Source organism: Pseudomonas inefficax (assembly GCF_900277125.1).
In the GTDB taxonomy this organism is placed as follows: domain Bacteria; phylum Pseudomonadota; class Gammaproteobacteria; order Pseudomonadales; family Pseudomonadaceae; genus Aquipseudomonas; species Aquipseudomonas inefficax.
This window is the reverse complement of the sequence record NZ_OPYN01000164.1, coordinates 287328-312115: the sequence shown is the minus strand read 5'-3', so window position 1 is coordinate 312115 and position 24788 is coordinate 287328. Positions and strand designations below refer to the sequence as shown.

Here is a 24788-nt window from a genome sequence, read left to right as displayed (position 1 = left end):
TTGCCTGTGAAAGCCCACAGTTCCTTGATCAGGCGGTACTCCAGTTCATGGTTCCATTTACGGGTCAGGAACGCCTCGACCTCGGTACGGCCGCGCGGGAACTCGACGCGGTTACGCCAGACGGTNTCGACGGTATAGGCAAGCGCGACCTTGGCCGGGTCGCGGCCGTTCCAGCCATCCTCGGCCAGGCGGACCTTTTCGATGGCGCTTTCGCGGGTGAAGGGCGGCAGGGGTGGGCGGGACATCGGGGTACTCCTCAGTTCGATTGGCCTGTAGGAGAGTAGTAGCCGCTGGCCGAACAGAGAATGGGTGTGCCTGGCACATCATAATTGCAGTGCGTGGAACAATGCTGAGGTGCCATGGCAGGCGCAGTCCACGTGTAGGAGCGGCCTTGTGTCGCGACAGGGCCGCCCAGCGGCCCCGGCAATTCATGCTGCGAAGCTGAAAGTCTGGGGCCGCTGTGCGGCCCTGTCGCGACACAAGGCCGCTCCTACAGGGGGGCTTTATCAGGCTGCGTCGGCTGCGGTTTTCCCGGCAGCCTTGCTACGGCCGCCCAGCCATACCAGCAGCAGCCCGGCAGCCGCCAGCACGCCACCTGCCATCGGCACTGCCGCATAGCCCAGGTCCAGGCTGATCACCGCACCACCCAGCGCCGCGCCCACGGCATTGCCCAGGTTGAACGCGCCGACGTTGATCGATGAGGCCAGCCCCGGTGCTTCGATGGCGGCGATCATCACCCGCATTTGCAGCGGCGGTACCACGGCGAAAGTGAACATGCCCCACACCAGCAAGGCGATGGCGGCGCCGATGTGGCTGCCCAGCACCAGCGGCATCAGCAGCATGATCACCACCAGTGCCGCGAGGAAGATCCGCGCCGCCCCATCCAGCGACCAGTCGGCCAGGCGGCCACCCAGGCTGTTGCCCAGGGTAAAGCCCACACCGATCAGCACCAGGCCGAGGGTGACGAAGCTGTCCGAGGCGCCGGTCAGTTCGGCCAGTACCGGTGCGACATAGGTGTACAAGGTGAACATGGCGCCCGCACCGAGCACGGTGGTGGCCATTGCCAGCAGCACGCTGGGGCGGGCGATGACCGCCAGCTCCCTGCGCACGTGCGGCACGCTGCCGCGTTCGCCCTTGGGCAGGGCATACCACAGCGCGGCCATGGCCAGCAGGCCCAGCACGGCGGTACCGGCAAAGGCCATGCGCCAGCCGACCTGCTGGCCGACCCAGGTGGCGGCCGGCACACCGCCGATGTTGGCGATGGTCAGGCCCATGAACATGGTGGCCACGGCACTGGCCTGTTTCTCCTTGGGCACCACACTGGCAGCCACTACCGCGCCAAGGCCGAAGAACGCGCCGTGGTTGAGGCTGGTGACCAGGCGTGAGGCGAGCAGGGTGTAGTAGTCCGGTGACAGCGCCGACAGCAGGTTGCCGAGGGTGAAGATGGCCATCAGCGCCATCAGCGCGGCGCGCTTGCCGAAACGGCTGAACAGCAGGGTCATGATCGGTGCACCGACCATCACTCCGATGGCATAGGCGGTAATCAGCATGCCGGCGCTGGGGATGCTGACATCAACCCCTTGGGCGATCACCGGCAGCAGGCCCATCGGGGTGAACTCGGTGGTGCCGATGCCGAAGGCGCCGATGGCCAGTGCAAACAGGACGCGTCCGGCTTTCATTGCGCAGGCTCCTGGGCGTCCAGCTCGGTCAATGGCCCTTGCATACGATAGAAAGTCAGGTCGCTGGCGGTGAAGAAGGCCTGTGAATGGCCGTTGGCGAAGTCATCGACATGCACCACGGTAGCACCGTCGGCTTCCTGCCAGGAGATCACGTAGACCCCTTCGGCAATCTGCTGCCACTGGCACTCGGCTTCGCCGCTGGCGCCAGCGTAAGGGCCGGAAACGATGGCGTAGCGCACGTGGCGGCCATCGGCGGAATAGATGTTGTGCGCGGCCAGGCCGGGGTATTCGACCTGGAAGCTGCGGCCTGCGAAGGCCGGCAATGGGGTAGGGGTACTCATGGGGTGGCCTCCGTCAGTTGGGCTTTTGTTTCATGGAATTGTGGCAATACGTATTCGGCAATTTCGCGCAGGGTTTCGTCCAGCGGCCGCACGTTACGCCGCAGGTGCAGGCCGATATGGTCGACGCCCGCCGCGCGCAGGGCGCCCAGCTCGGCCGCCAGCGCCTTGCGCCCGCCGCGGAAACCGAAGCGCCAGCGTTGCAGCGGTTCGTCGGGGTTGTCCGCCAGGTCCAGGTGGATGAAGCAGCTGTAGGGCTTGTTGCCCGCCACCGCGCGCCAGGCGGCGACCCGGTGCTGGTGGTCTTCCGGTGTGCCGGGGTAGGCCAGGCAGCCGTCCAGGTTGCTGCCGATCCATTCCGGGCTCTGCTGCGCCAGGCCGGCTACCAGCAATGGTAGCGGGGAAGCGGTGCCAGGTAACACGGCCAGCCCTTCGGGCAGGTGGCCGTTGGCACCATCACGCAGCAGGGCGACCTGTTCGCGGAATGCGTTGCCACGCCCCTCGAAATCCCGACCGAACAGTGGGTACTCCACCGGCCGGTCACCACTGGCCACGCCCAGCAACAGGCGGTTGCCACTGAGGCGCTGCACGCTGTTGGCCGATTTCAGGGTCAGCAGCGGTTCGCGAATCGGCAGCACCACGGCAGCCGTGCCGAGCAGGATGTCGCGGGTTACCCCGGCCAGGTAGCCGAGGTAGGCAAACACCTCGAACACCTGGGCGGCGTCGCCGAACGACGGGTCGTACAGCGGCACATCGCGAACCCACAGGGCGCGGTAGCCCAGGCGGTCGGCCAGTTGTGCCAGTTCTGCGTGGCGGGCCAGGTCCGGCTCGCCGAACTGACGGCCGTCGCGGCGCCGCGCCTGGTCGCCAGCGGGCGTCCAGTCGTGGTCCAGCGGCGCTTCCAGGCCGATGCTGAAGCCGCCAGCGGTCAGGCGTTCAAGGGGCGTGGTCATGGCTTCAGTCCCAGATTGGCGCCAGGCCGTCAGGGCTGACTTCGCGGCCATTGCGCTCGAGCTTGGCGATGCGTGCCATGTCGTCGGCGTCCAGCTTCAGGTCGCGGGCGAGCAGGTTGCTGGCCAGGTTTTCGCGCTTGGTCGACGACGGGATCACCGCGTAGCCCAGCTGCAGGGCCCAGGCCAGGGCAACCTGGGCGACGGTGGCCTTGTGCTTGGCGGCGATGTCGGCCAGTACCGGGTCTTTCAGCACCTTGCCGTAGGCCAGGGTCATGTACGAGGTGACGGTGATGCCTTGCTCCTTGAGGAACGCAGTCAGCTTGGCGTTCTGCAGGTACGGGCTGAGTTCGATCTGGTTGGTGGCGATTTCGCCTTTGCCGACCACTTCGATGGCCTGGCGGGTCAGTTCGATGTTGAAGTTGGACACACCGATCTGGCGCGTCAGGCCCAGTTTCTTGGCTTCGGCCAGGGCGGCCATGTACTCGGGCAGTTCAACGCCGTTGCCTGGGGCTGGCCAGTGGATCAGCAGCAGGTCGACGTAGTCGGTACGCAGTTTCTGCAGGCTGTCGCGCAGGCTGGCGATCAGCTTGTCGGCGGCGTAGTTTTCGACCCAGATCTTGGTGGTGATGAACAGCTCGCTGCGCGGTACGCCGCTTTCGGCGATGGCCTGGCCGACGTCGGCTTCGTTCTGGTAGATCTGTGCGGTGTCGACGACCCGGTAGCCCAGTTCCAGGGCGGACTTGACCGAGTCGATGACGGCTTGGCCGGTGAGTCGGAAGGTGCCGAGGCCGAAGGATGGAATGCTCATGGATCTGCTCCTGGTGAGTGAGGGGTGAATCGAACTGAGCCTATACGCTTGGGTTCGATTGCTCTTCGTGTGGGGAGCAGTGTGCGGCTTTGAAGGGGATTGATTAAGGTGGGGTGGGGCCAAGGTCATTTGATCTAGAGGCAAGAATAGGTCGCTGTGCCGTGACTGTTGCTGGGGGAATGCAGGGTACGCCTGAGCCGGCCTCTTCGCGGGTGAACCCGCTCCCACAGGACCGCTCCGCACTCAGGAACGGTGCAGTACCTGTGGGAGCGGGTTCACCCGCGAAAGGGCCGGTACAGGAAAACGAAACGGCCCGCCATAGAGGCGGGCCGTCTGGCATTGCAAGGTGACGATCAGCGGCGGCGGAACAACGGCAGTGGCTCGTCGGTGGCGGCCTGGTAGGTCACCGAGAAGTCCTTCAGGCTTTGCAGCGCGTCTTCCGGGTCCTTGTCGGCACGGATGGCGAACGCGTCGAAGCCGCAACGGGCCATGAAGAACAGCTGGTCGCGCAGCACGTCGCCAATGGCGCGCAGCTCGCCCTTGAACTTGTAGCGGTCACGCAACAAGCGCGCATTGGAGTAGTTGCGCCCGTCGGTGAAGGCCGGGAAGTTCAGGGCGATGACCTGGAAGTGCTGCACGTCTTCGCCGATTTCTTCGGCTTCTTCGTCACTGTCCAGCCAAATGCCCAGGCCGCCGTCGCGGGCTTTGAGCGCGTGGGCATGGTCGCGCCACATCTGTAGCGGGACGATGTAGTCGTCGCAGTTGGTCAGCTCGTCAAACGAGGTTTCCTTGGGCAGCAGGTGCCAGGTTTCGTCGACGATCTGGTTGTTCTTAATGATTCGCTGCATAGACGCGTTCCTTGAAGGGGTCGATGCCGATACGCTGGTAGGTGTCGATGAAACGCTCTTCCTCGGTACGTTGCTCGACGTACACGGCGATCAGCTTCTCGATCACATCGGCCATGTCATCCTGGGCGAACGACGGGCCGAGGATCTTGCCCAGGCTCGCGCCACGCGCGGCGTTGCCACCCAGCGACACCTGGTAGAACTCTTCGCCCTTCTTGTCCACGCCGAGGATGCCGATGTGGCCCACGTGGTGGTGGCCGCAGGCGTTCATGCAGCCGGAGATGTTCAGGTCGATTTCGCCGATGTCGAACAGGTAATCCAGGTCGTCGAAGCGGCGCTGGATGGATTCGGCGATCGGGATCGACTTGGCGTTGGCCAGCGAGCAGTAGTCACCGCCCGGGCAGCAGATGATGTCGGTCAGCAGGCCGATGTTCGGGGTGGCGAAGCCGCTTTCGCGCAGTTCCAGCCACAGGGCGTGCAGCTGGCGCTGCTCGACGTCGGCGAGGATGATGTTCTGCTCGTGCGAGGTGCGCAGGAAGCCGAAACTGTAGCGCTCGGCCAGGTCGGCCACGGCGTCCAGCTGCTTGTCGGTCACGTCGCCAGGGGCAACGCCGGTGGGCTTCAGTGACAGGGTCACGGCCACGTAGCCAGGGCGCTTGTGGGCGCGGGTGTTGCGTGAGCGCCAGCGGGCGAAGCCCGGGTTTTCGGCATCCAGAGCGCTGTAGTCGACATTGTCGAGCGCCAGGTACTCGGGGTCGACGAAGTGGCGCGATACACGCTGCACTTCGGCTTCGGTCAGGGTAGTGCTGCCGCCACGCAGGTGGACCATTTCAGCCTCGACCTTTTCGGCGAACACTTCCGGGGTAAGGGCCTTGACCAGGATCTTGATGCGCGCCTTGTACTTGTTGTCACGGCGACCGTAACGGTTGTACACGCGCAGGATGGCGTCGAGGTAGCTGATCAGGTCCTGCCACGGCAGGAACTCGTTGATGAACGAGCCCACCACCGGAGTACGGCCCAGGCCGCCACCGACCAGTACACGGAAGCCCAGCTCGCCAGCGGCATTGCGCACCGGCTCCAGGCCGATGTCATGCACTTCGATGGCAGCGCGGTCTTCCTGCGAGCCATTGATGGCAATCTTGAACTTGCGCGGCAGGTAGGCGAATTCCGGGTGGAAGGTGGTCCACTGGCGGACGATTTCGCACCACGGGCGCGGGTCGACGATTTCGTCTGCGGCCACACCGGCGAACTGGTCGGTGGTGGTGTTGCGCAGGCAGTTGCCGCTGGTCTGGATCGCGTGCATCTGCACGGTGGCCAGCTCGGCGAGGATGTCCGGGATGTCTTCCAGGGCCGGCCAGTTGTACTGCACGTTCTGGCGGGTGGAGATGTGGGCGTAGCCCTTGTCGTAGTCGCGGGCGATCCTGGCCAGGGTGCGGACCTGGGTGGCGTTAAGCTGGCCGTACGGCACGGCGACGCGCAGCATCGGTGCGAAACGTTGGATGTAAAGGCCGTTCTGCAGGCGCAGAGGGCGGAATTCTTCTTCGCTCAGCTCACCGGCCAGATAGCGGCGGGTCTGATCACGGAACTGCTTGACGCGGTCCTCGATGATCCGCTGATCGTACTCGTCGTATACGTACATAAAAGTCCTGTCTCAGGCATGCAGCTATTCGCGCGCACGGCCGCGCACTCCGCTTCGGAGCCGGGGAACGATAGCAGGTTGCGTTTATGCGCTAAAGTGATGTTTTTGCATATGAAAAGAACCAAATGGACTATGTGAGACTGACTGCCATTTGTGCGCTGGGTGTGGCCTGGCGTTTATAATCCGATGTTTGCTTTGCAGGGATGTCAGCCCATGCTCAAGGCGTTGTGCCAAAGCTTGTGTCTTGCCTTGCCGCTGGCGGCAAGCGCACAACCGGCTTCGGTGGTTTTCCTCAACCCGGGGCTATCCACCGAGGCGTTCTGGACCAGTTATACGCGTTTCATGCAGGCCGCCGCGAACGAGCTGGGCATGACCCTGCGCGTTGAATACAGCGAACGCCGCGCCGACCTGGCGCTGACCCAGGCCAGGGCTATCCTGGGCGGGCCGCAGCGCCCGGATTACCTGGTAGTGGTCAATGAGCAGTACGTGGCGCCAGAGATCATGCGGCTGTCGCGCGGCAGCGGGGTCAAGCTGTTCCTGGTCAACAACGGCCTCACTGCCAGCCAGGCCCGCAGCATCGAGGCCCAGCCTGACAAGTATGCCGAGCTGCTGGGCACCTTGACGGCCAACGACGAGCAGGCGGGCTTCCAGATGTTGCACCAGATGGTCGCGCAATTGCCCCGTGACAGCGGGCCGGTAGACTTGCTGGCGTTTGCCGGGGTCAAGACCACTCCGGCCTCGCAGCTGCGCGAGGAAGGCATGCGCCGGGCCCTGGCCGACTTCCCTCAGGTGCGCTTGCGCCAGGTGGTGTATGGCGGCTGGAGCCGTCAGCGCGCCTACGAGCAGGCGCAACAACTGCTGGAGCGTTACCCGGCCACCCGCCTGGTGTGGTCGGCCAATGACGAAATGGCCTTTGGTGCCATGCAGGCGTTCGAGGAGGCGGGGCGCAAGCCGGGGCGCGATGTGCTGTTCAGCGCCATCAACAGCTCGCCCGAGGCTCTGCACGCACGTATCGACGGGCGCCTTAGCGCGCTGATGGGCGGGCATTTCACCCTCGGCGGCTGGGCCATGGTGATGCTGCACGATGATGCCCTGGGGCTGGCGGTGAACCGCGATGGCGTGCGCGAGCATCGCGTGCCGGTGTTGCAACCGATCGACCAGGCCAAGGCAACCCATTGGCTGAAACTGCTGGAACAGCCCGACTACGGCATCGATTTCCAGCATTACAGTGCCGAAGGACGGCCGCCCGACTACCAGTACCCATTTTTGACATCACCGATCAATTATTGAAAGACCCTGCTTGAGAGAAGGGCATTGCTCGTCTTAACTGCTGGTGGTGAAGTGCATTCCCATAACCACTACAAGAGGCAATGCAATGGGAAACTCAACCAAAGTCCGCAAAGCTGACAGCAGCGTCGATGCCTGGGCGATCCTCTGCCTGATCGTTCTGGTGGTGGTCACTGCCGTGTATTGGGTCAGCCACCAGTAGACTTGTATTCAAGACCATGATGCAGCCAGAGCGCCTGCGGGAGGGAATCCCGCAGGCGTTTTTGCTTTTCCTGTGCTGGCCCTTTCGCGGCTAAAGCCGCTCCCACAGGTACTGCACAGGCCTTGGGCACTGTGGTGTCCCTGTGGGAGCGGCTTTAGCCGCGAAGGGGTCGGCACAGGCTAGCGGGCAAGGTGCATGGCCAATTGCACCAGGCCGATCAGCACGGCAATGAATATCAGGGTGAACAGCGTCCCCAGCGCAATGAAATGGCTGGCCTTGCCGTGGGTGAAGTCGCGGGCGCGGTTCTTGCCGCTTTGCACGCCGAAGGCGGCAGCTAGGATGCTGTGCAGCATCTGCCAGAAGGTCGGGGGTTTGCCCTGGCTGGAATCGTCCATGGTGGCTCCTGAGGAAATCAGAGGCAATCAGGGACAGTGTAGGTGGCTATTGGGGCTGCTGTGCAGCCCATCGCGACACAAGGCCGCTCCTACAAGGGATTGCATTCTCCTGTAGGAGCGGCCTTGTGTCGCGATGGGCCGCAAAGCGGCCCCCAAGGTCTTAGCTGTCGTACCCGAGGTTAGGCGCCAACCAGCGCTCGCTGACACTCACATCCTGGCCCTTGCGCGCGCTGTAGCGCTCGATCTGGTCCTTGTCGACCTTGCCCACCGCAAAGTACTGCGCCTGCGGGTGAGCAAAGTACCAGCCGCTGACCGCCGCCGCCGGGAACATCGCGAAGTGATCGGTGAGGAACACGCCGCTCGGCCCGGTCTCGCCGATGGCAGTGCCATCAAGCAGGCGGAACAGGGTTTCCTTCTCGGTGTGGTCCGGGCAGGCCGGGTAGCCGGGGGCCGGGCGAATGCCGCGGTACTGCTCCTTGATCAGCGCTTCGTTGTCCAGGTGTTCGTCGCGGGCATAACCCCAGTGCTCTTTACGCACCTGTTCGTGCAGCCATTCGGCACAGGCCTCGGCCAGGCGGTCGGCCAGGGCCTTGACCATGATCGAGCTGTAGTCGTCGCCCTTGTCCTGGTAGGCCTTGGCCACTTCCTCGGCACCGATGCCAGCAGTGGTGATAAAACCGCCCACGTAGTCGGTAACGCCGCTAGCCTTCGGCGCGACGAAGTCGGCCAGCGACCAGTTGGGCTTGCCGTCCGGCTTGATGGTCTGCTGGCGCAGGTGATGCAGGGTAGCCAGGGCCTGGCCGTCCTCACCGTACACCTCGATATCGTCATCGGCCACCTGGTTGGCTGGCCAGAAGCCGAACACCGCGCGGGCGCTGATGAGCTTTTCGTCGATCAGCTTGTCGAGCATCTCGCGGGCATCCTTGTACAGCGCCGTGGCAGCCTCGCCGACCACTTCGTCGGTGAGGATGCGCGGGAACTTGCCGGCCAGGTCCCAGGAGATGAAGAACGGGGTCCAGTCGATGTACTCGGCCAGGGTGCGCAGGTCGATGTCTTCCAGCACCTTGACGCCGGTGAAGGAGGGCACCGCTGGCTGGTAGCCAGCCCAGTCGTACTGCGGCTTGGCGGCGATGGCCTGGGCGTAGCTCAGGCGCTCGGTGCGGGCACTGCGGTTGGCGGTGCGCTCGCGTACTTCCACATAGTCCTGGCGGGTTTTCTCGACGAAGCCCGGCTTCAGTTCTTTGGACAACAGCTGAGTGGCCACGCCGACCGCACGCGAGGCGTCGGTCACATAGACTACGGCGTCGTTGCTGTACTTCGGTTCGATCTTGACCGCAGTGTGCGCCTTGGAAGTGGTGGCGCCGCCAATCATCAGCGGCAACTGGAAGCCCTGGCGCTGCATTTCGCGGGCAACGTGGACCATCTCATCCAGCGACGGCGTGATCAGGCCGGACAGGCCGATGATGTCGCACTTCTCGTCGCGGGCGGTTTGCAGGATCTTCTCGGCCGGCACCATCACGCCGAGGTCGACGATGTCGTAGCCGTTGCAGCCCAGCACCACACCAACGATGTTCTTGCCGATGTCGTGCACGTCGCCTTTTACCGTGGCCATCAGGATCTTGCCTTTGGCTTCCGGCTTGTCGCCTTTCTCGGCTTCGATGAACGGGATCAGGTGTGCTACCGCCTGTTTCATCACGCGGGCCGACTTGACCACCTGGGGCAGGAACATCTTGCCCGCGCCGAACAGGTCGCCGACCACGTTCATGCCATTCATCAGCGGGCCTTCGATCACTTCGATCGGGCGTGCGCATTGCTGGCGGCATTCCTCGGTGTCTTCGACGATGAACGCGGTGATGCCCTTGACCAGCGCGTGCTCCAGGCGTTTTTCCACCGGCAGCGAGCGCCACTCTTCGTTTTCCACTTCCCGGGTTGCGCCGCCGCCCTTGTAGTCGTCGGCGATGGCCAGCAGTGCGTCGGTGCCATGCGGGGTACGGTTGAGCACCACATCCTCGACCTTTTCACGCAGTGCAGCCGGGATCTCGTCATAGATTTCCAGCTGGCCGGCGTTGACGATACCCATGGTCAGGCCGTTCTGGATCGCGTGGTACAGGAACACCGAGTGGATGGCTTCGCGCACCGGGTTGTTGCCCCGGAACGAGAACGACACGTTGGACACACCGCCCGAACTCAGGGCGTGCGGCAGGTGGTCACGGATGTAGGCACAGGCCTCGATGAAGTCGACGGCGTAGTTGTTGTGCTCTTCGATGCCGGTGGCGACGGCGAAGATGTTCGGGTCGAAGATGATGTCTTCCGGCGGGAAGCCCACTTCGTTGACCAGGATGTCGTAGCTGCGCTGGCAGATTTCCTTCTTGCGCGCGGCAGTGTCGGCCTGGCCGACTTCGTCGAACGCCATCACCACCACGGCAGCGCCATAGCGCTTGCACAGGCGGGCGTGGTGTTTGAACTGCTCGACGCCTTCCTTCATGGAAATGGAGTTGACGATGCCCTTGCCCTGGATGCACTTGAGGCCGGCTTCGATCACTTCCCACTTGGACGAGTCGATCATGATCGGCACGCGCGAGATGTCCGGCTCGCCGGCGATCAGGTTGAGGAAGCGGACCATGGCGGCCTGGGAGTCGAGCATCCCCTCGTCCATGTTGATGTCGATCACCTGGGCGCCGGCCTCGACCTGCTGCAGGGCGACTTCCAGCGCTTCGGTGTAGTTCTCTTCACGGATCAGCCTGGCGAACTTGGCGGAGCCGGTGATGTTGGTACGCTCGCCGACGTTGACGAACAGCGACTGGCGGTCGATGGTGAACGGCTCCAGGCCGGACAGGCGGCAGGCCTTGGCGATTTGCGGAATCTTGCGCGGCTTGTACTTGGCCACGGCCTCGGCGATGGCCTGGATGTGGCCCGGAGTGGTGCCGCAGCAGCCGCCGATGATGTTGAGGAAACCGCTGGCGGCGAATTCCTCGACCACCGCGGCCATTTCCGCCGGGGTTTCGTCGTATTCGCCGAAGGCGTTCGGCAGGCCGGCGTTGGGGTGGGCCGAAACATGGGTGTCGGCCTTGGTCGCCAGCTCTTCCAGGTAGGGGCGCAGGTCCTTGGCGCCGAGGGCGCAGTTCAGGCCTACGGAAATCGGCTTGGCGTGGCGCACCGAGTTCCAGAACGCTTCGGTGGTCTGGCCCGACAGGGTGCGGCCCGAGGCATCGGTGATGGTGCCGGAGATCATGATCGGCAGTTCGATGCCGTCTTCCTCGAACACCTGCTGCACGGCGAAGATCGCCGCCTTGGCGTTGAGGGTGTCGAAAATGGTTTCGATCAGCAGCAGGTCGGCGCCGCCTTCGATCAGGCCGCGGGTAGCCTCGATGTAGTTCGTTACCAGTTCGTCGAAGGTGACGTTGCGGTAGCCGGGGTCGTTGACGTCCGGGGAAATCGAGCAGGTGCGGCTGGTAGGGCCGAGCACGCCGGCGACGAAGCGCGGCTTGTGCGGGGTTTCCAGGGTCTTGGCATCGGCCACCTGGCGGGCGATGCGCGCGCCCTCGACGTTCAGCTCGTAGACCAGCGACTCCATGCCGTAGTCGGCCTGGGAAATCTGCGTGGCGTTGAAGGTGTTGGTCTCGAGGATATCGGCACCGGCATCCAGGTAGGCCTTTTCGATGGCGGCGATCACATCCGGGCGGCTGAGCAGCAACAGGTCGTTGTTACCCTTGACATCGCTTGGCCAATCGGCGAACCGCGTGCCACGATAGTCGTGTTCCTCGAGCCGGTAGCTTTGGATCATAGTACCCATGCCGCCGTCGAGGATCAGGATGCGCTCTTCGAGTGCGTTCTGGAGTGCTTGGAGACGAGCGCTGCGGTCGGACATAGGAACTACCTGGTCGGGCGAATTTCAGAAGGTGCAGAATCATAACAAAGCTGCGCGGTTTTTAGGTGCATCGCCCATTTGCATGAAAATGGCTCATGTTGGGCGGCGTCGGCAAAGCAGGGCACCGAAGGACGACCAGGCAACAAATCGTGATGGCTTTCAATACCCAGGACTTTCCGCACATGGTGCATCGTATTCTTGCCGGCGTTTTCGCCCTGCTCATCAGCAGTGTGGCGTTCGGGCAAGCCCCCCAGTCGAGCCCGGCTATTTCCTATACCCGGGACATTCAACCGATCTTCACCGAAAAATGCGTGGCCTGCCACGCCTGCAACGACGCGGCCTGCCAGCTGAAGCTGGAAAGCCCCGAAGGCGCGGTGCGCGGGGCCACCAAGGTCCCGGTGTACCAGGGCGAGCGCAGCAAGGCAGTGCCCACCACGCGGCTGTTCTACGACGCCCACAGCGAGGACGAATGGCGCAAGAAGGGCTTCTACTCGGTGCTCGACAACCAGGGTAGCCAGGCCGCGCTGATGGCGCGCATGCTCGAACTGGGGCACAAGACCCCGCTCACCCCCAACGCCAAGCTGCCCGAGGAAATCGTCCTGGGCCTGAACCGCAACAACATGTGCCCGTTGCCGCATGAGTTCGATGCCTATGCCGGCGCCCACCCCAAGGAAGGCATGCCACTGGCGGTGACCGGCCTGACCGACAAGGAATACGACACCATGCGCCGCTGGCTGGCCGCAGGTGCGCCGGTCGAGTACCAGCCGATCAAGCCAAGCGCGGCCGAAGCCAAGCAGATTGCCGACTGGGAAGAGCTGCTCAACCGCCCGGGTTCCACCGAGGCGCTGGTCGGCCGCTGGCTGTACGAGCACCTGTTCCTGGCACACATCTACTTCGTTGGCGGCGAGCAGGGCCACTTCTTCCAGTGGGTACGTTCGCGTACACCGAGCGGCCAGCCAGTCGACCTGATCGCCACGCGCCGCCCCAATGACCCACCGGGCACCGACTTCTACTACCGGTTGATTCCGGTGCAGGGCGTGATCGTGCACAAGACGCACATCACCTACCCGATGGGGCCGCAGAAGCTCAAGCGGGTCAAGCAACTGTTCTACGCCGGCGACTGGCACGCCACTGCACTGCCAGGCTACGGCCCGCGCCACCGGGCCAACCCGTTCGAAACCTTCGAAGCGATCCCGGCCGTGGCGCGCTACCAGTTCATGCTGGATAACGCCGAGTACTTCGTGCGCACCTTCATCCGTGGCCCGGTATGCCGCGGGCAGATTGCCACCGACGTGATCCGCGACAACTTCTGGGCGTTGTTCCAGGAGCCGGCCCACGACCGCTACATCACCGATGCCAAGTACCGTGGCGAGGCCACGCCGTTGCTGGCCATGCCTGGGCAGATCGATGACGTAGGCAGCGTGCTGAGCCTGTGGCACGCCTACCGTGACAAGCGCAACGAGTACGAAAAACTGCGCCGCGAAGCCTATGCCGACATGCCGGCGCCGGGCTGGGCGACGCTGTGGGCCGGTAACGACAACGCGTTGCTGAGCATTTTCCGTCACTTCGACAGCGCCTCGGTGACCAAGGGCCTGGTCGGTGACGTGCCGCTGACCGTGTGGCTTTTCGACTACCCGTTGTTCGAGCGCACCTATTACCAGTTGGCGGTCAACTTCGATGTGTTCGGCAACGTCTCGCACCAGTTGCAGACGCGCCTGTACTTCGACCTTATCCGCAACGGCGCCGAGGTCAACTTCCTGCGCCTGATGCCGGCCGACCAGCGCAAGGCGATCCTCGGCGACTGGTACCAGACCAGCGGCAAGGTGAAAATGTGGATGGATTATGAAGACATCGACACCGACACCCCGAGCGGTATCCAGCTCGACCCGCGCAACCCCAAGCGCGACTTCGGCCTGAAGCTGTTGCAGCGTACCGGTAGCCTGAATGCCGCGCCTGACCCGATCAACCGCTGCCAGGGCGCGTTCTGCTCACGGCCGCAGGTGAGCGAAGAGTTCCGCAATGCCGAGCAGTCGCTCAGCCGCCTGGTGTCGCGCCCGGCTGCCGGGTTGAAGGTAATCAACCAGCTGCCCGAGGCGACCATGCTGCGCATCGAAGGGCAGGGTGGCCAGCGCCAGGTGTACAGCCTGCTGCGCAACCGCGCGCACAGCAACGTGGCGTTCCTGCTGGGCGAGGCATACCGCTACCAGCCGGGGCTGGACACCCTGACCCTGTACCCGGGCGTGCTCAGCAGCTACCCCAACTTCATCTTCAACATCCCGACCAAGGATGTGCCGGAGTTTGTCGAGGACATGGAATATGCGAAAGATGACCCGGCCAGGTTCGAGCGCATTGTCATGCGCTGGGGTGTGCGCCGCAGTCATCCAGAGTTCTGGCGCTACTTCCATGACTTGAACAGTTACATCAAGGAGACCGAGCCGGTCGAGGCGGGCGTGCTGGACATGAACCGCTACGAGAACCTCTGATCGGTTGGGCCGACCTTTCCGATTACCCTGCGGTCGGAAGGGGTGGATGGTCCGGGGGCTGCTGTGCAGCCCCATTCGCGGGCTTGCCCGCTCCCACAGGATATGTGGTGCTTTCAGGCATGGCATGAACCCTGTGGGAGCGGGCAAGCCCGCGAACGAGCGCGGTGCGCTCGCCGGGCCTCAATGCACCGGCAATCGCAGGGGACTCCATGCTGTATTCGCTTCAAGCACTGCGGGCGTTCGCCGCCTGGGTGGTGGTTTGCCACCATTTCATGCAAATCTTCTTCGACTTCCAAGCCTCCGGCCCCATCGGCCAACTGCTCACCGACCGTGGCGCCGCAGGCGTCGACATCTTCTTCGTCATCAGCGGGCTGGTCATCTACCTGTCGACCTGCGACAAGGCCATCGAGCCCCGCCAGTTCCTGCTCAACCGGGTGCTGCGTATCGTCCCGGCCTACTGGTTCTATACGGTACTGATGGCAGCCCTGCTGCTGGCCTTCAGCCAATGGATGCCGCACCAGGCATTCACCTGGCACCACCTGCTGCTGTCGCTGTTGTTCATACCGGCGGAAAACCCCGGCGGCTACGGCTTGTACCCGACCCTGAACGTGGGCTGGACGCTGAATTTCGAGATGTTCTTCTACCTGCTGTTCGGCCTTGCTTTCCTGGTGCGCCAGCGTCATCACCAGCTGCTGGTCACCGCCGCGCTGCTGCTGGCCAGCGAGATACTGGGCCGGCTGGGCGTGCTCAGCCACTTCTACAGCAACGACATCATCTACGAATTCCTGCTCGGCATCGGCCTGGGCGTGTTGCACCGGCGCGGGCTGATCCATCAGGGCCGCTGGCTGCCGTTGGTGCTGCTGGCGGTGGCGGGCCTTGCCATCTACCACCTGGACGCTTCCCGGCGCTTGCTGCACTGGGGCGTGCCGAGCGCAATGATCGTGCTGGCCTTCGTTGCCCTGGAGCCGGTGTTCCGTGGCAACCGGCTGCTCAAGGCGCTGGGCGACTGTTCGTATTCGGTGTACCTGGTCCATGTGCTGGTGCTGTATGCCGGCTGGTTCGCCAGCCAGCGCCTGCAGTTGAACCCGTACCTGGTGTTTGCCCTGTGCGTGCCGTCCATTGGACTAATGTCGTGGTTCAGCTACCAGTGGCTCGAGCGCGGCCTGTACCGGCGCATGCAGGCCTGGCTGGCGGCGCCACGGGGGCGAGCCCCTGAATATGCGCTTTCCCGAGTCAAATACTAGGACTTTGTTCGAGGGCCGGGTTGGCGTACACTTGGCCGCAAGTCTGTGAGGAACCTACATGAGCGCTATAACCATTACCGACGCCGCCCATGACTACCTGGCCGATCTGCTTTCCAAGCAGAACACGCCTGGCATCGGCATTCGCATTTTCATTACCCAGCCGGGCACCCAGTACGCCGAAACCTGCATCGCCTACTGCAAGCCGGGCGAAGAGAAGCCTGACGACACCGCCGTGGGTCTGAAGAGCTTCACCGCTTACCTGGACGCGGTCAGCGTGCCGTTTCTGGAAGACGCGCTGGTCGACTATGCCACCGACCGCATGGGTGGTCAGCTGACCATCAAGGCACCGAATGCCAAGGTGCCGATGGTCAACGAAGACAGCCCGATCAACGAGCGCATCAACTACTACCTGCAGACCGAGATCAACCCCGGCCTGGCCAGCCACGGCGGCCAGGTGAGCCTGGTGGATGTGGTCGACGACGGCATTGCCGTGCTGCAGTTCGGTGGTGGTTGCCAGGGTTGCGGCCAGGCCGACGTGACCCTGAAGGAAGGCATCGAGCGCACCCTGCTCGAGCGTATTCCCGAGCTGAAGGGTGTGCGTGACGTGACTGACCACAGCCAGAAAGAGAACGCCTACTACTGATTTAGAGGCAGGCGCGGTCTGTTGTGTGTGGGAGCGGCCTTGTGTCGCGAAAGGGCCGAAGCGGCCCCAACAATATCAGCTTCGCCGCCAATACCCCGGGGGCTGCTTCGCAGCCCTTTCGCGACACAAGGCCGCTCCCACAACGACCGCACAACCTGGTCAGGCCCTAGCAACAAAGTGTTACTGTTTCAACCCCTGCGACAACAGGCCGCAGCCCGTATTCAAAGGGCTGCAGCCGATCCTCGCCTTCGTCGGGTAGAACCCCTCGGGGTGCCGTGCCAGAATGCCCCGGTTTTTCGACCGGCCCGTCCCGAGGGCCGGCACCTTCCCTGTAAAGGATGGTTTCATGAATGATCTATATACCCGGCGCGCAGTTGTCGCCGGGATGGGCGTTCTCGGGCTTGGCCTGTTGGCAGGCTGCAGCCCGGCCCGGGGGCTCGAGTTCAAGTACGGCAAGAACATGAGCAATGAAATCCTTGGGCGCAAGTTCAGCCTCAAGGACACCCAGGGCAATGTGCGCACCCTGTCGAGCTTCTACGGCAGCATGCCGATGATCTTCTTCGGCTTCACCCAGTGCCCGGCGGTTTGCCCGACCACCCTGGCGCGCGCTGCGCAAATCCGCAAGCTGCTGCGCGGCCGCGATCGCGACCTGTTCCAGGTGGTGTTGATTACCCTGGACCCGGAGCGCGACACCCCCGAAGTGCTCGATGCCTACGTCAAGGCGTTCGACCCGTCGTTCACCGCGCTGACCGGCACCCCCGAGGAAATCGCCGCGGTGGCCAAGGAATTCAAGGTGTTCTACGAGAAAGTCCCGGCCGGTGACACCTATACCGTCTCTCACTCGTCCACCAGCTACGTCTACGATACGCGTGGCACCCTGCGCCTGAGCCTGGGCCATTCCCTGACCGCCCAGGAATGCGCCGAAGACCTGGTCACCCTGATGGAGATCTGCTGAATGTCGATGCAACCGATCAAGCAAGGCCTGACTGCCCTGGCCCTGTTGGGCCTGGCGCTGCCGGCCCTGGCCCAGACCACCGTGAGCGACGCCTGGGTCCGTGCGACTGTGCCGCACCAGCAGTCCACCGGTGCCTTCATGACCCTGACCGCCAGCAGCGACAGCAAGCTGGTGGGCGTGGCTTCGCCTGTGGCCAAGACCGTGCAGGTGCACGAGATGACCATGAACGGCGACGTGATGGGCATGCGTGAGGTCAAGGCGGTCGAGCTGCCGGCCGGCAAGGCGGTGACCCTCGACCCGAATAGCCTGCACGTGATGCTGATGGGCCTGAACAACCAGGTGAAGGAAGGCGAGAAAGTGCCACTGACCCTGACCATCGAAGATGCCAAGGGGGCCAAGGAAACCCTGGATGTGCAGGCCGAAGTGCGTGCGCTCAACGCCGAGGCGGGCGCTGGGCATGATCACATGCACATGAAGCACTGATCAGGCGGAACCCTTTGGGGGCGCTTTGCGTCCCATCGCGACACAAGGCCGCTCCCACAGGAGAACACGTACCCCCTGTGGGAGCGGCCTTGTGTCGCGATGGGCTGCAAGGCAGCCCCGGTTCAATCAGCTGCGAAACCTGGGCAGCGGCCTGTCGAGGGTCAGCGAGGTCAAGGTCTTGCGGACCTGGGCCTCATCAGCCTCCAGGGCCTTGAGACTTGCGCGGATCTTGCCGGCGGCGGGCACGTCGCCCTGCCGGTCGATCCAGTCGGCTATCTCCTTGCAGGCACTGCTCAGGCAGGCCTGGCGCTGGTTCATCAGCGACAGGAGGGTGGTGAGCTCTCTTTCGGACATGGCAGGATCCTCCATTCAGCCTTGTCAGTGTAGCAGTGGCTGGCCGACCTGCCCGAGGCCGGTTGTCGCAGCTCAGCCTTGCAGGCAGGCGCTGCGATAGGCGCCTGGCGTTACTCCGTAGGCCTGCTTGAACTGCCGGCTCAAATGGCTCTGGTCGGCAAAGCCCAGGTCGAACGCCACCTCCGAAGCTGCCCAGCCACGCTTGAGCATTTCCCGTGCACGGGCCAGGCGCCGCTGCTTGAGCCAGGCATGTGGCGGCAGGCCGGTGGCCTGGCGGAACACCCGGGCGAAGTGGAATGGCGACAGGTTGACCGCCGCCGCCAGAGCTTCGAGCGAGGGCGGGTCGGCCAGCTGGCTTTCCAGCAGCTCACGGGCGCGGGCCACTGCCAGCGGCTCGTGCCCGGGGGCGGCAGGTTCGGCGCATTGCCCGTGCCGTTGCACCAGGGCCAGCACCGCCTGGCGCCAGGCGGTCTGCTGCTGCAGGGCACTGGCGCCGGCTTCGGACAGCTGGTGCAACTGGCTGAAGGCAATCGCCAAGGCCGGGTCGTGGATCACGCTGTCCTTGAAGCTGGGCATGCCGTGGCGGCCAAGTTCCAGTTCGTCGAGCACCCCGGTTACCCGTTCATGTTCCGGGTAGAACCCACGGTAGCGCCAGCCCGCTTCGTGGGCGGTGGCACCGGTATGCAGCTCGTCGGGGTTGATCAGCACCATGCTGCCGACCGGCGCCAGGTGCTCGCTGCCGCGATGCCAGAAGCGCTGTGCGCCCGACTCGATCACGGTGAATACATAGCCTTCATGCACGTGCGGGGCGAAGCGCTGCTGGAAATAGCGCGCGTGCAGCATCTCGACGTCGCCCAGTGCCGGCGCCTGCCAGAGGTGTGTCTGCTCGCGCAGGGGCGTGCTCATGCCAGCCAGCTGCGCAGAAGGAAGAAGATCAGCATGCTCACCAGCATGCTCAGCAACACGCTGCGGGTCAACAGCACCAGGGCGATGGCCACCAGCGAGCCCAGCAGGTAGGGGTTGAGCAGGCTCAGGTTAAGCTGGTGCTCGGGCATGAAGATGATCGGGCCGCAGATAGCGGTGAGCATGCCCGGCACGGCAAAACCGAGGAATTGCCGTGCGTTGGAGCTCAGGCGCAAGGGCAGGCGTGGCTCCAGGAACGCATAGCGGTTGAGGAACACGATGGCGCCCATGGCGAAAATAAGGATCCAGGTCATGCGCGGGCTCCGGCGAACTTCTGGCAGATGAAACCGGCGCTCATGCCCAGCAGGCCTGCGGCCACCAGGGCGGTTTCCCAGTGCCAGTAGCTGAACAGCACCGAGCACAACAGCGACACCGCCACGCACACCAGCGTGGCCAGGTTGCGTACCAGTGGCGCGATCAGAGCGACGAAGGTAGCGACGATGGAGAAGTCCAGGCCGAGCTGGTCCAGGTGCGGAATGTTCTGCCCCAGCAGGATACCGGCCAGGGTGAACAGGTTCCAGGCGACGTAGAAGGTCAGGCCCACGCCCAAGGCGTACCAGCGGTTGAACTGCTGCTGGTCGTACTGGCTGGTCAGGGCGAAGAACTCGTCGGTCAGCAGGAAGCCCAGGCCCAGCCGCCAGCGCAGCGGCTGGCTGGACAGCACCGGGCGCATTGTCAGGCCATACAGCAGGTGCTGCGAGGTCAGCAGCAGGGTGGTCAGCAGGATCGACGCCAGGTTGGCGCCGCCCTTGAGCATGCCGATGGCCACCAGTTGCGCGGCACCGGCGAAGACGATGGCCGACAGCCCTTGCCCCTGCCAGGCGCTGAGGTTGGCTTCGATGGCCATGGAGCCGGCCAGCAGCCCCCAGGGGGCAACGGCCAGGGACAACGGGAGAATGGCGATGGCGCCGTGGAGAAAGGCTTGGCGGGCGATGTGGGGCATGGTGGCTGCAGTGCGTGTAAGGTGGTAGGCCAGCATGCCAGACGGGGCGGGGGATGGCTTGAACGATCTTGCTATGCCTGGCACGGTCCCTTGTAGGAGCGGCCTTGTGTCGCGATGGGGCGCGCAGCGGCCCCAGGATTTCAGCTTCGCCGCAGATATNGCCGGGGCCGCTGCGCGCCCCATCGCGACACAAGGCCGCTCCTACACAGACACCGCGTTCGTGTTACGGATGACTGGTCAGGTGCTGCTGCGCCGTCACGCAGCCGTTGGTGTCCACGGCCTTTTGCAGCAGGCTCTGGCGGTGCTGCGGGTCCAGGTCGCCGAGCAGGCGGTAGACCTCGGCCTGGTAGTCACGCTGGCGCCCCCACTGCATTTCCAGGCCTTGTGGCCGGTTGCGGTTGCAGGCCAGGCGCGTGGCCGGTTGTGGATAGTAGGGCGCATACAAGGTGGCCATGTTGGGGATGGCCTCCAGCGCAGTCCGGTACTCGTTGCTGACGTTATAGGGCGGGCACCAGGTGGCGATGGCCGGGGCCGGTGCGGCAAAGCCCTGCCTGAGGCTGGCTTCGAGCAGCGGGCAGGCGGCATCCGGGATTTGCGCTGCGGGCAGGTACGTCATGTAGTACAGCGCCAGGCGGTACTGTGCGACCGGGTGGCCCAGCTCCACGGACTTTTTCAGCAAGGCGACTGCTGTCGGCAGGGTGTGGGCCATGGCCTGGCCCTGGCGGCTGAGCTCCGGGTCGCCGCCGATGGCCGTGCGCAGCGTGCTGGCGCCGTCGTCCTGGCTGTCTGCCTGCTCCAGCAAGGGCAAGGCCTGGCGGTAGAGCAGGTCGGCATGAGGGTCGATGCGCACTTCCAGCGCATGCGTGGCCAGTGGCATCAGGGCGATCAACAGTGGGGGCAAGCGCAGCATGCGGCTCACAGGCAAGCTCCATGGGGTGCCAGGTACTGATGGATGGCTTCGATGTTCATGGCGGTCAAGCGTGCGCCTCGGGCAGATCGGAACGACGGCCTATTCTAGCCACCCAAAGGGCCTGGCCGAAAGTCCACCCGGCAACTGTCAGACGAGCTTGATCGGCGTGACCTTGCGCTGGGCATGTTTTTCCTGGGCCAGGCCAAGCTTGGCGGTAATGACCTTGGCCAGGGCATTGTTGCCCAGGTCGTTCAGGTGCAGGCGGTCGATGAACAGGTCGGCGCCGAATACCGGTGAGCTGCTGAGCATGCAGTTCATGTCATAGCAGGGCACCGGGTCGGCCTGGTTCTTGATGCGACGGAAGAAAGCCGAGTGCAACTGGCTGTCGAACGCGCCGTCCAGCAGCCGGTCAAAATTCGCCGGTCGCCGCTGCAGCGCGTCCAGCATGGCCTGCTCGCCAGCGGGCAGGCTATCCCGGCACCAGGGCAGCAACGGCTGCAGGATGAAGGTGAGGGTGGAATGGCTGTCTGCCAGCAGCCGCTCCCATTGGCGCAAAGTCCGGCCAATGCTGTCGGCGGCACGGGCCAGGCGCTTTTCTGGGGGCGACAGCGGCCAGGTCGCAGGTGTTGTGACCGAGGGCGTGGCCAACACCTGGCCGATACGCTGCCACAGCGATTGCCGGCGGGGTGACGTCGTGGGCTGCATGCCTTCGCTGAAACTGTTGAGAAAATCCTGGTAGGCCTTGGCGTGCTGAGGGCCATTCAGGTTGGCGAGGACCTCGCAAAGGGCTTCGTGGGCCAGGGTGTTGAGGCCGCTGAGCACCACCACATGGCCGAGCTGGCCAAGGCGATGTTGGTGGGTCAGGAACATCAGCAGTTCCTGGCTGGCATTCAGCCCGCAGCCGGCCAGGCTCAGCCAGACTTCGCCGGTAAGCATCGACAGGTGCGAGGCCACCGTGTGTCCGTCGGAGCTGGCGCCGATGCCCAGGGCAGCGGAGCCGCCGACCAGCAGGTTGATGCGTGATGCGCCCCCGCGTTCGGCCACCGAAAAGCGCTTGCCGGCGCAGTGGCTGTAACGCAGGCCCAGGGCATCGGTGTTGATGGTGCCGGAGCGGTAGCCGGTTTCGTGCACATGCACGGTGTGCGGGGCACGTCGGCTGCCCAGCAGCAGAAAGCGCTGGTAGTCCTGTTGCAACGGCGAAGGCGAAGGGCTCGTGTCAGTCGCGGTCATGGGTTCTCCTTCTGTTGCAGCGGGCGCTTTGCATCACATTCAGGCCGCCAGCTCCTTGACGTTGTACAGCAGGCCGCCAGCGGCGATCAGCAGCAGGGCGACCCCCGAGGCCAGGCTGATCATACGGTTGCTGCGTTGCGAGGCGATCTTGCCGATGGCGAAGATGTAGAGGCTGAGCACGGCAAAATCGATGGCCACCCACAGCAGCGACAGCACCACCATGCTCTTGCCGAACGACTCGGTGATCTGGATGAACTGCGGGAAGAAGGCGATGAAGAAGATGATGTCCTTCGGGTTGGAGATGCCCACCATGAAACCTTGCAGCAGCCCGCCGCGGCCAGGCTTTGCGAGCTCGCCTGGCGCCTCGGCTGCAGGCGCCTGCAGGGCTTCCCGCAGCGTGCCGACGGCGATGTAGCCGATGAACAGGCAACCCAGCAGGCTCATGGCGCTGAGCCAGGCCTTGTCGATGGCTGCACTGGTGAGGATGATCCAGGCCGCCGCGCCGATCAGCACCAGTGATGCCCAGTTGGTGCCGACAGCGGTAAACATGGCCTTGCGCGAGCCCGAGGCGGCCGCGGTGTTGACGATCAGTGCCACCACCGGGCCGGGGGTGGCGATCAGTAGCAGGACGGTGAGGGCATAGGTGGCGGTGAGTGCGGTATTCACGGTCAGGTCTCGATCAGTATGTCGGGTGTTGCCGAGTGTGCGGCATGGGCGTGGAACGGGCAGCGGGACGGGTTGAGCGACCCTGCCTCCTGCAGTTGGTACTGCTTCCACTCGAAGTTGTCGGCATCGCCGAAGAAGCCAAGGGTGTCGGGCATGACGCCGTCGTTGTAGTGATGCACGCGCTCGCGGATGCGTTCGCGGATACGCTGGCCGCTTTCGGTGTTGGCATTGGCCACTTCGTCGAAGTTCGCCCGCGGGTTGATGACGAAGGTGATGTGTGACCCGAGGTTGCGGCTTTTCATCTGCTGGTGACCGGGGAAGTTCATGTTGATGAACAGCGGCATGCCGGCAAAGCAGAATGACCAGGCGTTGTCGTCGGGGTCGGTCGGGATGCCCTGCGGCCAGGGCTGCGGGTCGCGCGCGTGCACGCCACGCAAGACCTTCCAGGCCAGCGCCTGTTGCTCGGCCAGTGTGCAGTCGGCGGCGGTTTCGAGAAATACCACCAGCGGGCTGCCGATACGCTGCTTGGGTGGAATAGGTGCGACGATGCGCACGTAGTCGGCCAGGCCCATGGCGATGTCATCGGCCAGCTGCCCGGCGCGGGCGAAGAGGATGTGGCAGGTTGCACCGTTTACCGCTTTGCGGCCGAACAGGCAGGGAAACTCGGGGTTTGCGAGAATACTGCGAAAATGTTCTACGGCTTTGAAGGTCCAATGTCGCGTGTTGCGAACATATTCAGCGGCCAGCTCTAGCGCATCCAGGCGATAGCAAGTTCCATAACCCGTCGACATGATTTCCCCAGGCGTAAATTGATGAACGTTCCAGTCACATGCAGGCAGGATCTTGGTTAGGTTTATTATTTACCTGCATTTTCCGAGACGTCCTTGACGTTGTAAAACGCGTGGAACTATGACCTACTATTAGTCTTACTCATGCTCGGGGCGTTGCCATGTCGGAACGGATTCAGGCCTTGCACGCACTGCGTGCCTTCGAGGTGGCCTCTCGCTATGGCTCATTTACCCGTGCCGCAGAAGAGCTGGCCTTGACCCAGGGCGCCGTCAGCCATCACATCAAGACCCTCGAAGCCATGTTCGGGTGCGACCTGTTCGAACGTCGCGGGCCGAAACTGGCCCTGACCGAGCACGGCCGCCTGCTGGCGCAGGAGCTCAAGGTTGGCTTCAAGATCATCGAGAATGCCTGCGCCCTGCTGCGCCAGGACCGCTACGGCCTGCGTCTGAAGGCGCCGTCCACGCTCACCGTGCGCTGGCTGCTGCGGGCGCTGGATGCGTTCAAGAAGGTCGAGGACAACTGCAGCGTGCAGCTGTCCAGCGTGTGGATGGACATCGACAGCGTGGACTTCTATTCCGAGCCCTACGACTGCGCGATCCTCCTGGCCAACGGGCGTTTTCCCGCCGATATCGAGAGTTTCAAGCTGTTCGATGAATGGCTGATCCCGGTGTGCCACCCCGACTACATGGCCCAGCCGCAACCGGACCTGGCCGACCTGGCCCAGTGCGAGTTCCTGCACCCGTCCCCCGACCGGCGAGACTGGCGGCGCTGGCTGGCTCGCATGGACGCGCTGGACATCAGCATCGACCACGGGCAGGTGTTCGATACCCTCGACCAGGGCATCTCGGCTGCCCAGCAAGGGCTGGGTATCTCGGTGGTCGACCTGGTGCTGGCCAGTGCCGACCTGGCCGCCGGGCGGCTGGTCACGCCGTTCAAGCACGCGGTGGCCACCGGCGACGGTTATTACATGACCTGGCTCAAGGCCAGCCCCAAGGCGCGGCAAATGCACAAGTTGCGCGAGTTCCTGCTTGGCCAGGTGCCACCGCTGGTCTGCAAGGACATCAATTACCTGTACGGTTGAACACGCGTTCGAGTAGGCGGCCGGCCGACG

Annotated in this window: 24 protein-coding genes; 7 read left to right on the top strand and 17 right to left on the bottom strand. The window is 64.0% G+C overall.

Features of this window, described 5'->3' with window-relative positions; genetic code table 11:
- The 7 genes from JV551A3_RS19860 to JV551A3_RS19825 all read right to left on the bottom strand — a co-directional run.
- A partial coding sequence (locus tag JV551A3_RS19860; protein ID WP_133979051.1) for a DUF1348 family protein occupies positions 1 to 245 on the bottom strand: 245 nt, incomplete at its 3' end.
- A 261-nt stretch (positions 246 to 506) separates the two neighbouring features.
- Complete coding sequence (locus JV551A3_RS19850; protein WP_133971067.1) at positions 507 to 1679, bottom strand: MFS transporter; 1173 nt, start codon at positions 1677 to 1679, stop codon at positions 507 to 509.
- The gene (locus JV551A3_RS19845) at positions 1676 to 2020 is read right to left on the bottom strand and encodes a MoaF-related domain-containing protein (protein ID WP_133971069.1); all 345 of its coding nucleotides are present in this window, start codon (positions 2018 to 2020) and stop codon (positions 1676 to 1678) included. The genes JV551A3_RS19850 and JV551A3_RS19845 overlap by 4 nt, the downstream gene beginning before the upstream one ends.
- The gene (locus JV551A3_RS19840; RefSeq protein WP_133971071.1) at positions 2017 to 2970 is read right to left on the bottom strand and encodes a TIGR03571 family LLM class oxidoreductase; all 954 of its coding nucleotides are present in this window, start codon (positions 2968 to 2970) and stop codon (positions 2017 to 2019) included. Before JV551A3_RS19840 ends, JV551A3_RS19845 begins: the two co-directional genes overlap by 4 nt.
- A 4-nt stretch (positions 2971 to 2974) precedes the next feature.
- Positions 2975 to 3778 (bottom strand): 2,5-didehydrogluconate reductase DkgB, encoded by an 804-nt coding sequence (gene dkgB, locus JV551A3_RS19835; RefSeq protein ID WP_133971073.1) that lies wholly within the window; start codon positions 3776 to 3778, stop codon positions 2975 to 2977.
- A 353-nt stretch (positions 3779 to 4131) separates the two neighbouring features.
- Positions 4132 to 4626 carry a DUF934 domain-containing protein gene (locus tag JV551A3_RS19830; protein WP_013971943.1) on the bottom strand — a complete coding sequence of 165 codons (495 nt, stop codon included), beginning with the start codon at positions 4624 to 4626 and terminating at the stop codon, positions 4132 to 4134.
- Positions 4610 to 6262 carry a nitrite/sulfite reductase gene (locus tag JV551A3_RS19825; RefSeq protein ID WP_133971075.1) on the bottom strand — a complete coding sequence of 551 codons (1653 nt, stop codon included), beginning with the start codon at positions 6260 to 6262 and terminating at the stop codon, positions 4610 to 4612. Before JV551A3_RS19825 ends, JV551A3_RS19830 begins: the two co-directional genes overlap by 17 nt.
- A 213-nt stretch (positions 6263 to 6475) precedes the next feature.
- On the opposite strand from JV551A3_RS19825, the gene JV551A3_RS19820 reads away from it, so the two are divergent.
- On the top strand, positions 6476 to 7552 hold the full coding sequence (locus JV551A3_RS19820; RefSeq protein ID WP_133971077.1) for an ABC transporter substrate-binding protein: 1077 nt from the start codon (positions 6476 to 6478) through the stop codon (positions 7550 to 7552).
- A gap of 378 nt (positions 7553 to 7930) precedes the next feature.
- Here the strand turns inward: JV551A3_RS19820 and JV551A3_RS19815 are convergent, their stop codons facing one another.
- Both JV551A3_RS19815 and metH read right to left on the bottom strand, forming a co-directional pair.
- A complete protein-coding gene (locus JV551A3_RS19815; protein WP_133971079.1) occupies positions 7931 to 8146 on the bottom strand; it encodes a DUF2970 domain-containing protein in 216 nt (71 codons plus the stop codon).
- A 160-nt stretch (positions 8147 to 8306) separates the two neighbouring features.
- Positions 8307 to 12014, bottom strand: coding sequence for a methionine synthase (gene metH / locus JV551A3_RS19810; protein WP_133971081.1), 3708 nt, complete (start codon positions 12012 to 12014; stop codon positions 8307 to 8309).
- A gap of 182 nt (positions 12015 to 12196) precedes the next feature.
- Between metH and JV551A3_RS19800 the strand changes: the two genes are divergently transcribed.
- The 5 genes from JV551A3_RS19800 to JV551A3_RS19780 all read left to right on the top strand — a co-directional run bounded on the left by JV551A3_RS19800 (position 12197) and on the right by JV551A3_RS19780 (position 17822).
- Positions 12197 to 14497: a fatty acid cis/trans isomerase gene (locus JV551A3_RS19800; protein WP_133971086.1), complete on the top strand. Its 2301-nt coding sequence runs from the start codon at positions 12197 to 12199 to the stop codon at positions 14495 to 14497.
- A gap of 209 nt (positions 14498 to 14706) precedes the next feature.
- Positions 14707 to 15741, top strand: a complete 1035-nt coding sequence (locus tag JV551A3_RS19795; protein ID WP_133971088.1) for an acyltransferase family protein — start codon at positions 14707 to 14709, stop codon at positions 15739 to 15741.
- A gap of 58 nt (positions 15742 to 15799) precedes the next feature.
- Positions 15800 to 16384: a Fe-S biogenesis protein NfuA gene (gene nfuA, locus JV551A3_RS19790; RefSeq protein WP_003250416.1), complete on the top strand. Its 585-nt coding sequence runs from the start codon at positions 15800 to 15802 to the stop codon at positions 16382 to 16384.
- A gap of 346 nt (positions 16385 to 16730) precedes the next feature.
- Positions 16731 to 17339, top strand: a complete 609-nt coding sequence (locus JV551A3_RS19785; RefSeq protein ID WP_024086651.1) for an SCO family protein — start codon at positions 16731 to 16733, stop codon at positions 17337 to 17339.
- Positions 17340 to 17822, top strand: a complete 483-nt coding sequence (locus JV551A3_RS19780; RefSeq protein WP_133971090.1) for a copper chaperone PCu(A)C — start codon at positions 17340 to 17342, stop codon at positions 17820 to 17822.
- Between the two features lie 126 nt (positions 17823 to 17948).
- Here JV551A3_RS19780 and JV551A3_RS19775 read toward each other — a convergent pair whose 3' ends face one another.
- The 8 genes from JV551A3_RS19775 to JV551A3_RS19740 all read right to left on the bottom strand — a co-directional run bounded on the left by JV551A3_RS19775 (position 17949) and on the right by JV551A3_RS19740 (position 23679).
- Entirely contained in the window at positions 17949 to 18176 is a 228-nt protein-coding gene (locus tag JV551A3_RS19775) for a hypothetical protein (RefSeq protein WP_003250422.1), read from the bottom strand.
- Between the two features lie 72 nt (positions 18177 to 18248).
- Positions 18249 to 19082 carry an AraC family transcriptional regulator gene (locus JV551A3_RS19770; protein ID WP_112252370.1) on the bottom strand — a complete coding sequence of 278 codons (834 nt, stop codon included), beginning with the start codon at positions 19080 to 19082 and terminating at the stop codon, positions 18249 to 18251.
- A complete protein-coding gene (locus tag JV551A3_RS19765) occupies positions 19079 to 19393 on the bottom strand; it encodes an AzlD domain-containing protein (RefSeq protein WP_112252371.1) in 315 nt (104 codons plus the stop codon). Before JV551A3_RS19765 ends, JV551A3_RS19770 begins: the two co-directional genes overlap by 4 nt.
- Entirely contained in the window at positions 19390 to 20082 is a 693-nt protein-coding gene (locus JV551A3_RS19760) for an AzlC family ABC transporter permease (protein WP_133971092.1), read from the bottom strand. Before JV551A3_RS19760 ends, JV551A3_RS19765 begins: the two co-directional genes overlap by 4 nt.
- Before the next feature lie 223 nt (positions 20083 to 20305).
- Entirely contained in the window at positions 20306 to 21001 is a 696-nt protein-coding gene (locus tag JV551A3_RS19755; protein ID WP_133971094.1) for an SEL1-like repeat protein, read from the bottom strand.
- Between the two features lie 138 nt (positions 21002 to 21139).
- On the bottom strand, positions 21140 to 22222 hold the full coding sequence (locus tag JV551A3_RS19750; protein ID WP_133971096.1) for a hypothetical protein: 1083 nt from the start codon (positions 22220 to 22222) through the stop codon (positions 21140 to 21142).
- 39 nt (positions 22223 to 22261) lie between these two features.
- Entirely contained in the window at positions 22262 to 22888 is a 627-nt protein-coding gene (locus tag JV551A3_RS19745) for a LysE family translocator (protein WP_133971098.1), read from the bottom strand.
- A 2-nt stretch (positions 22889 to 22890) separates the two neighbouring features.
- Complete coding sequence (locus tag JV551A3_RS19740) at positions 22891 to 23679, bottom strand: YqcI/YcgG family protein (protein WP_133971100.1); 789 nt, start codon at positions 23677 to 23679, stop codon at positions 22891 to 22893.
- Between the two features lie 158 nt (positions 23680 to 23837).
- Here JV551A3_RS19740 and JV551A3_RS19735 point away from each other — a divergent pair, with 158 nt between their 5' ends.
- On the top strand, positions 23838 to 24758 hold the full coding sequence (locus JV551A3_RS19735) for a LysR substrate-binding domain-containing protein (RefSeq protein ID WP_133971102.1): 921 nt from the start codon (positions 23838 to 23840) through the stop codon (positions 24756 to 24758).
- The last annotated feature ends 30 nt before the right edge of the window (positions 24759 to 24788 follow it).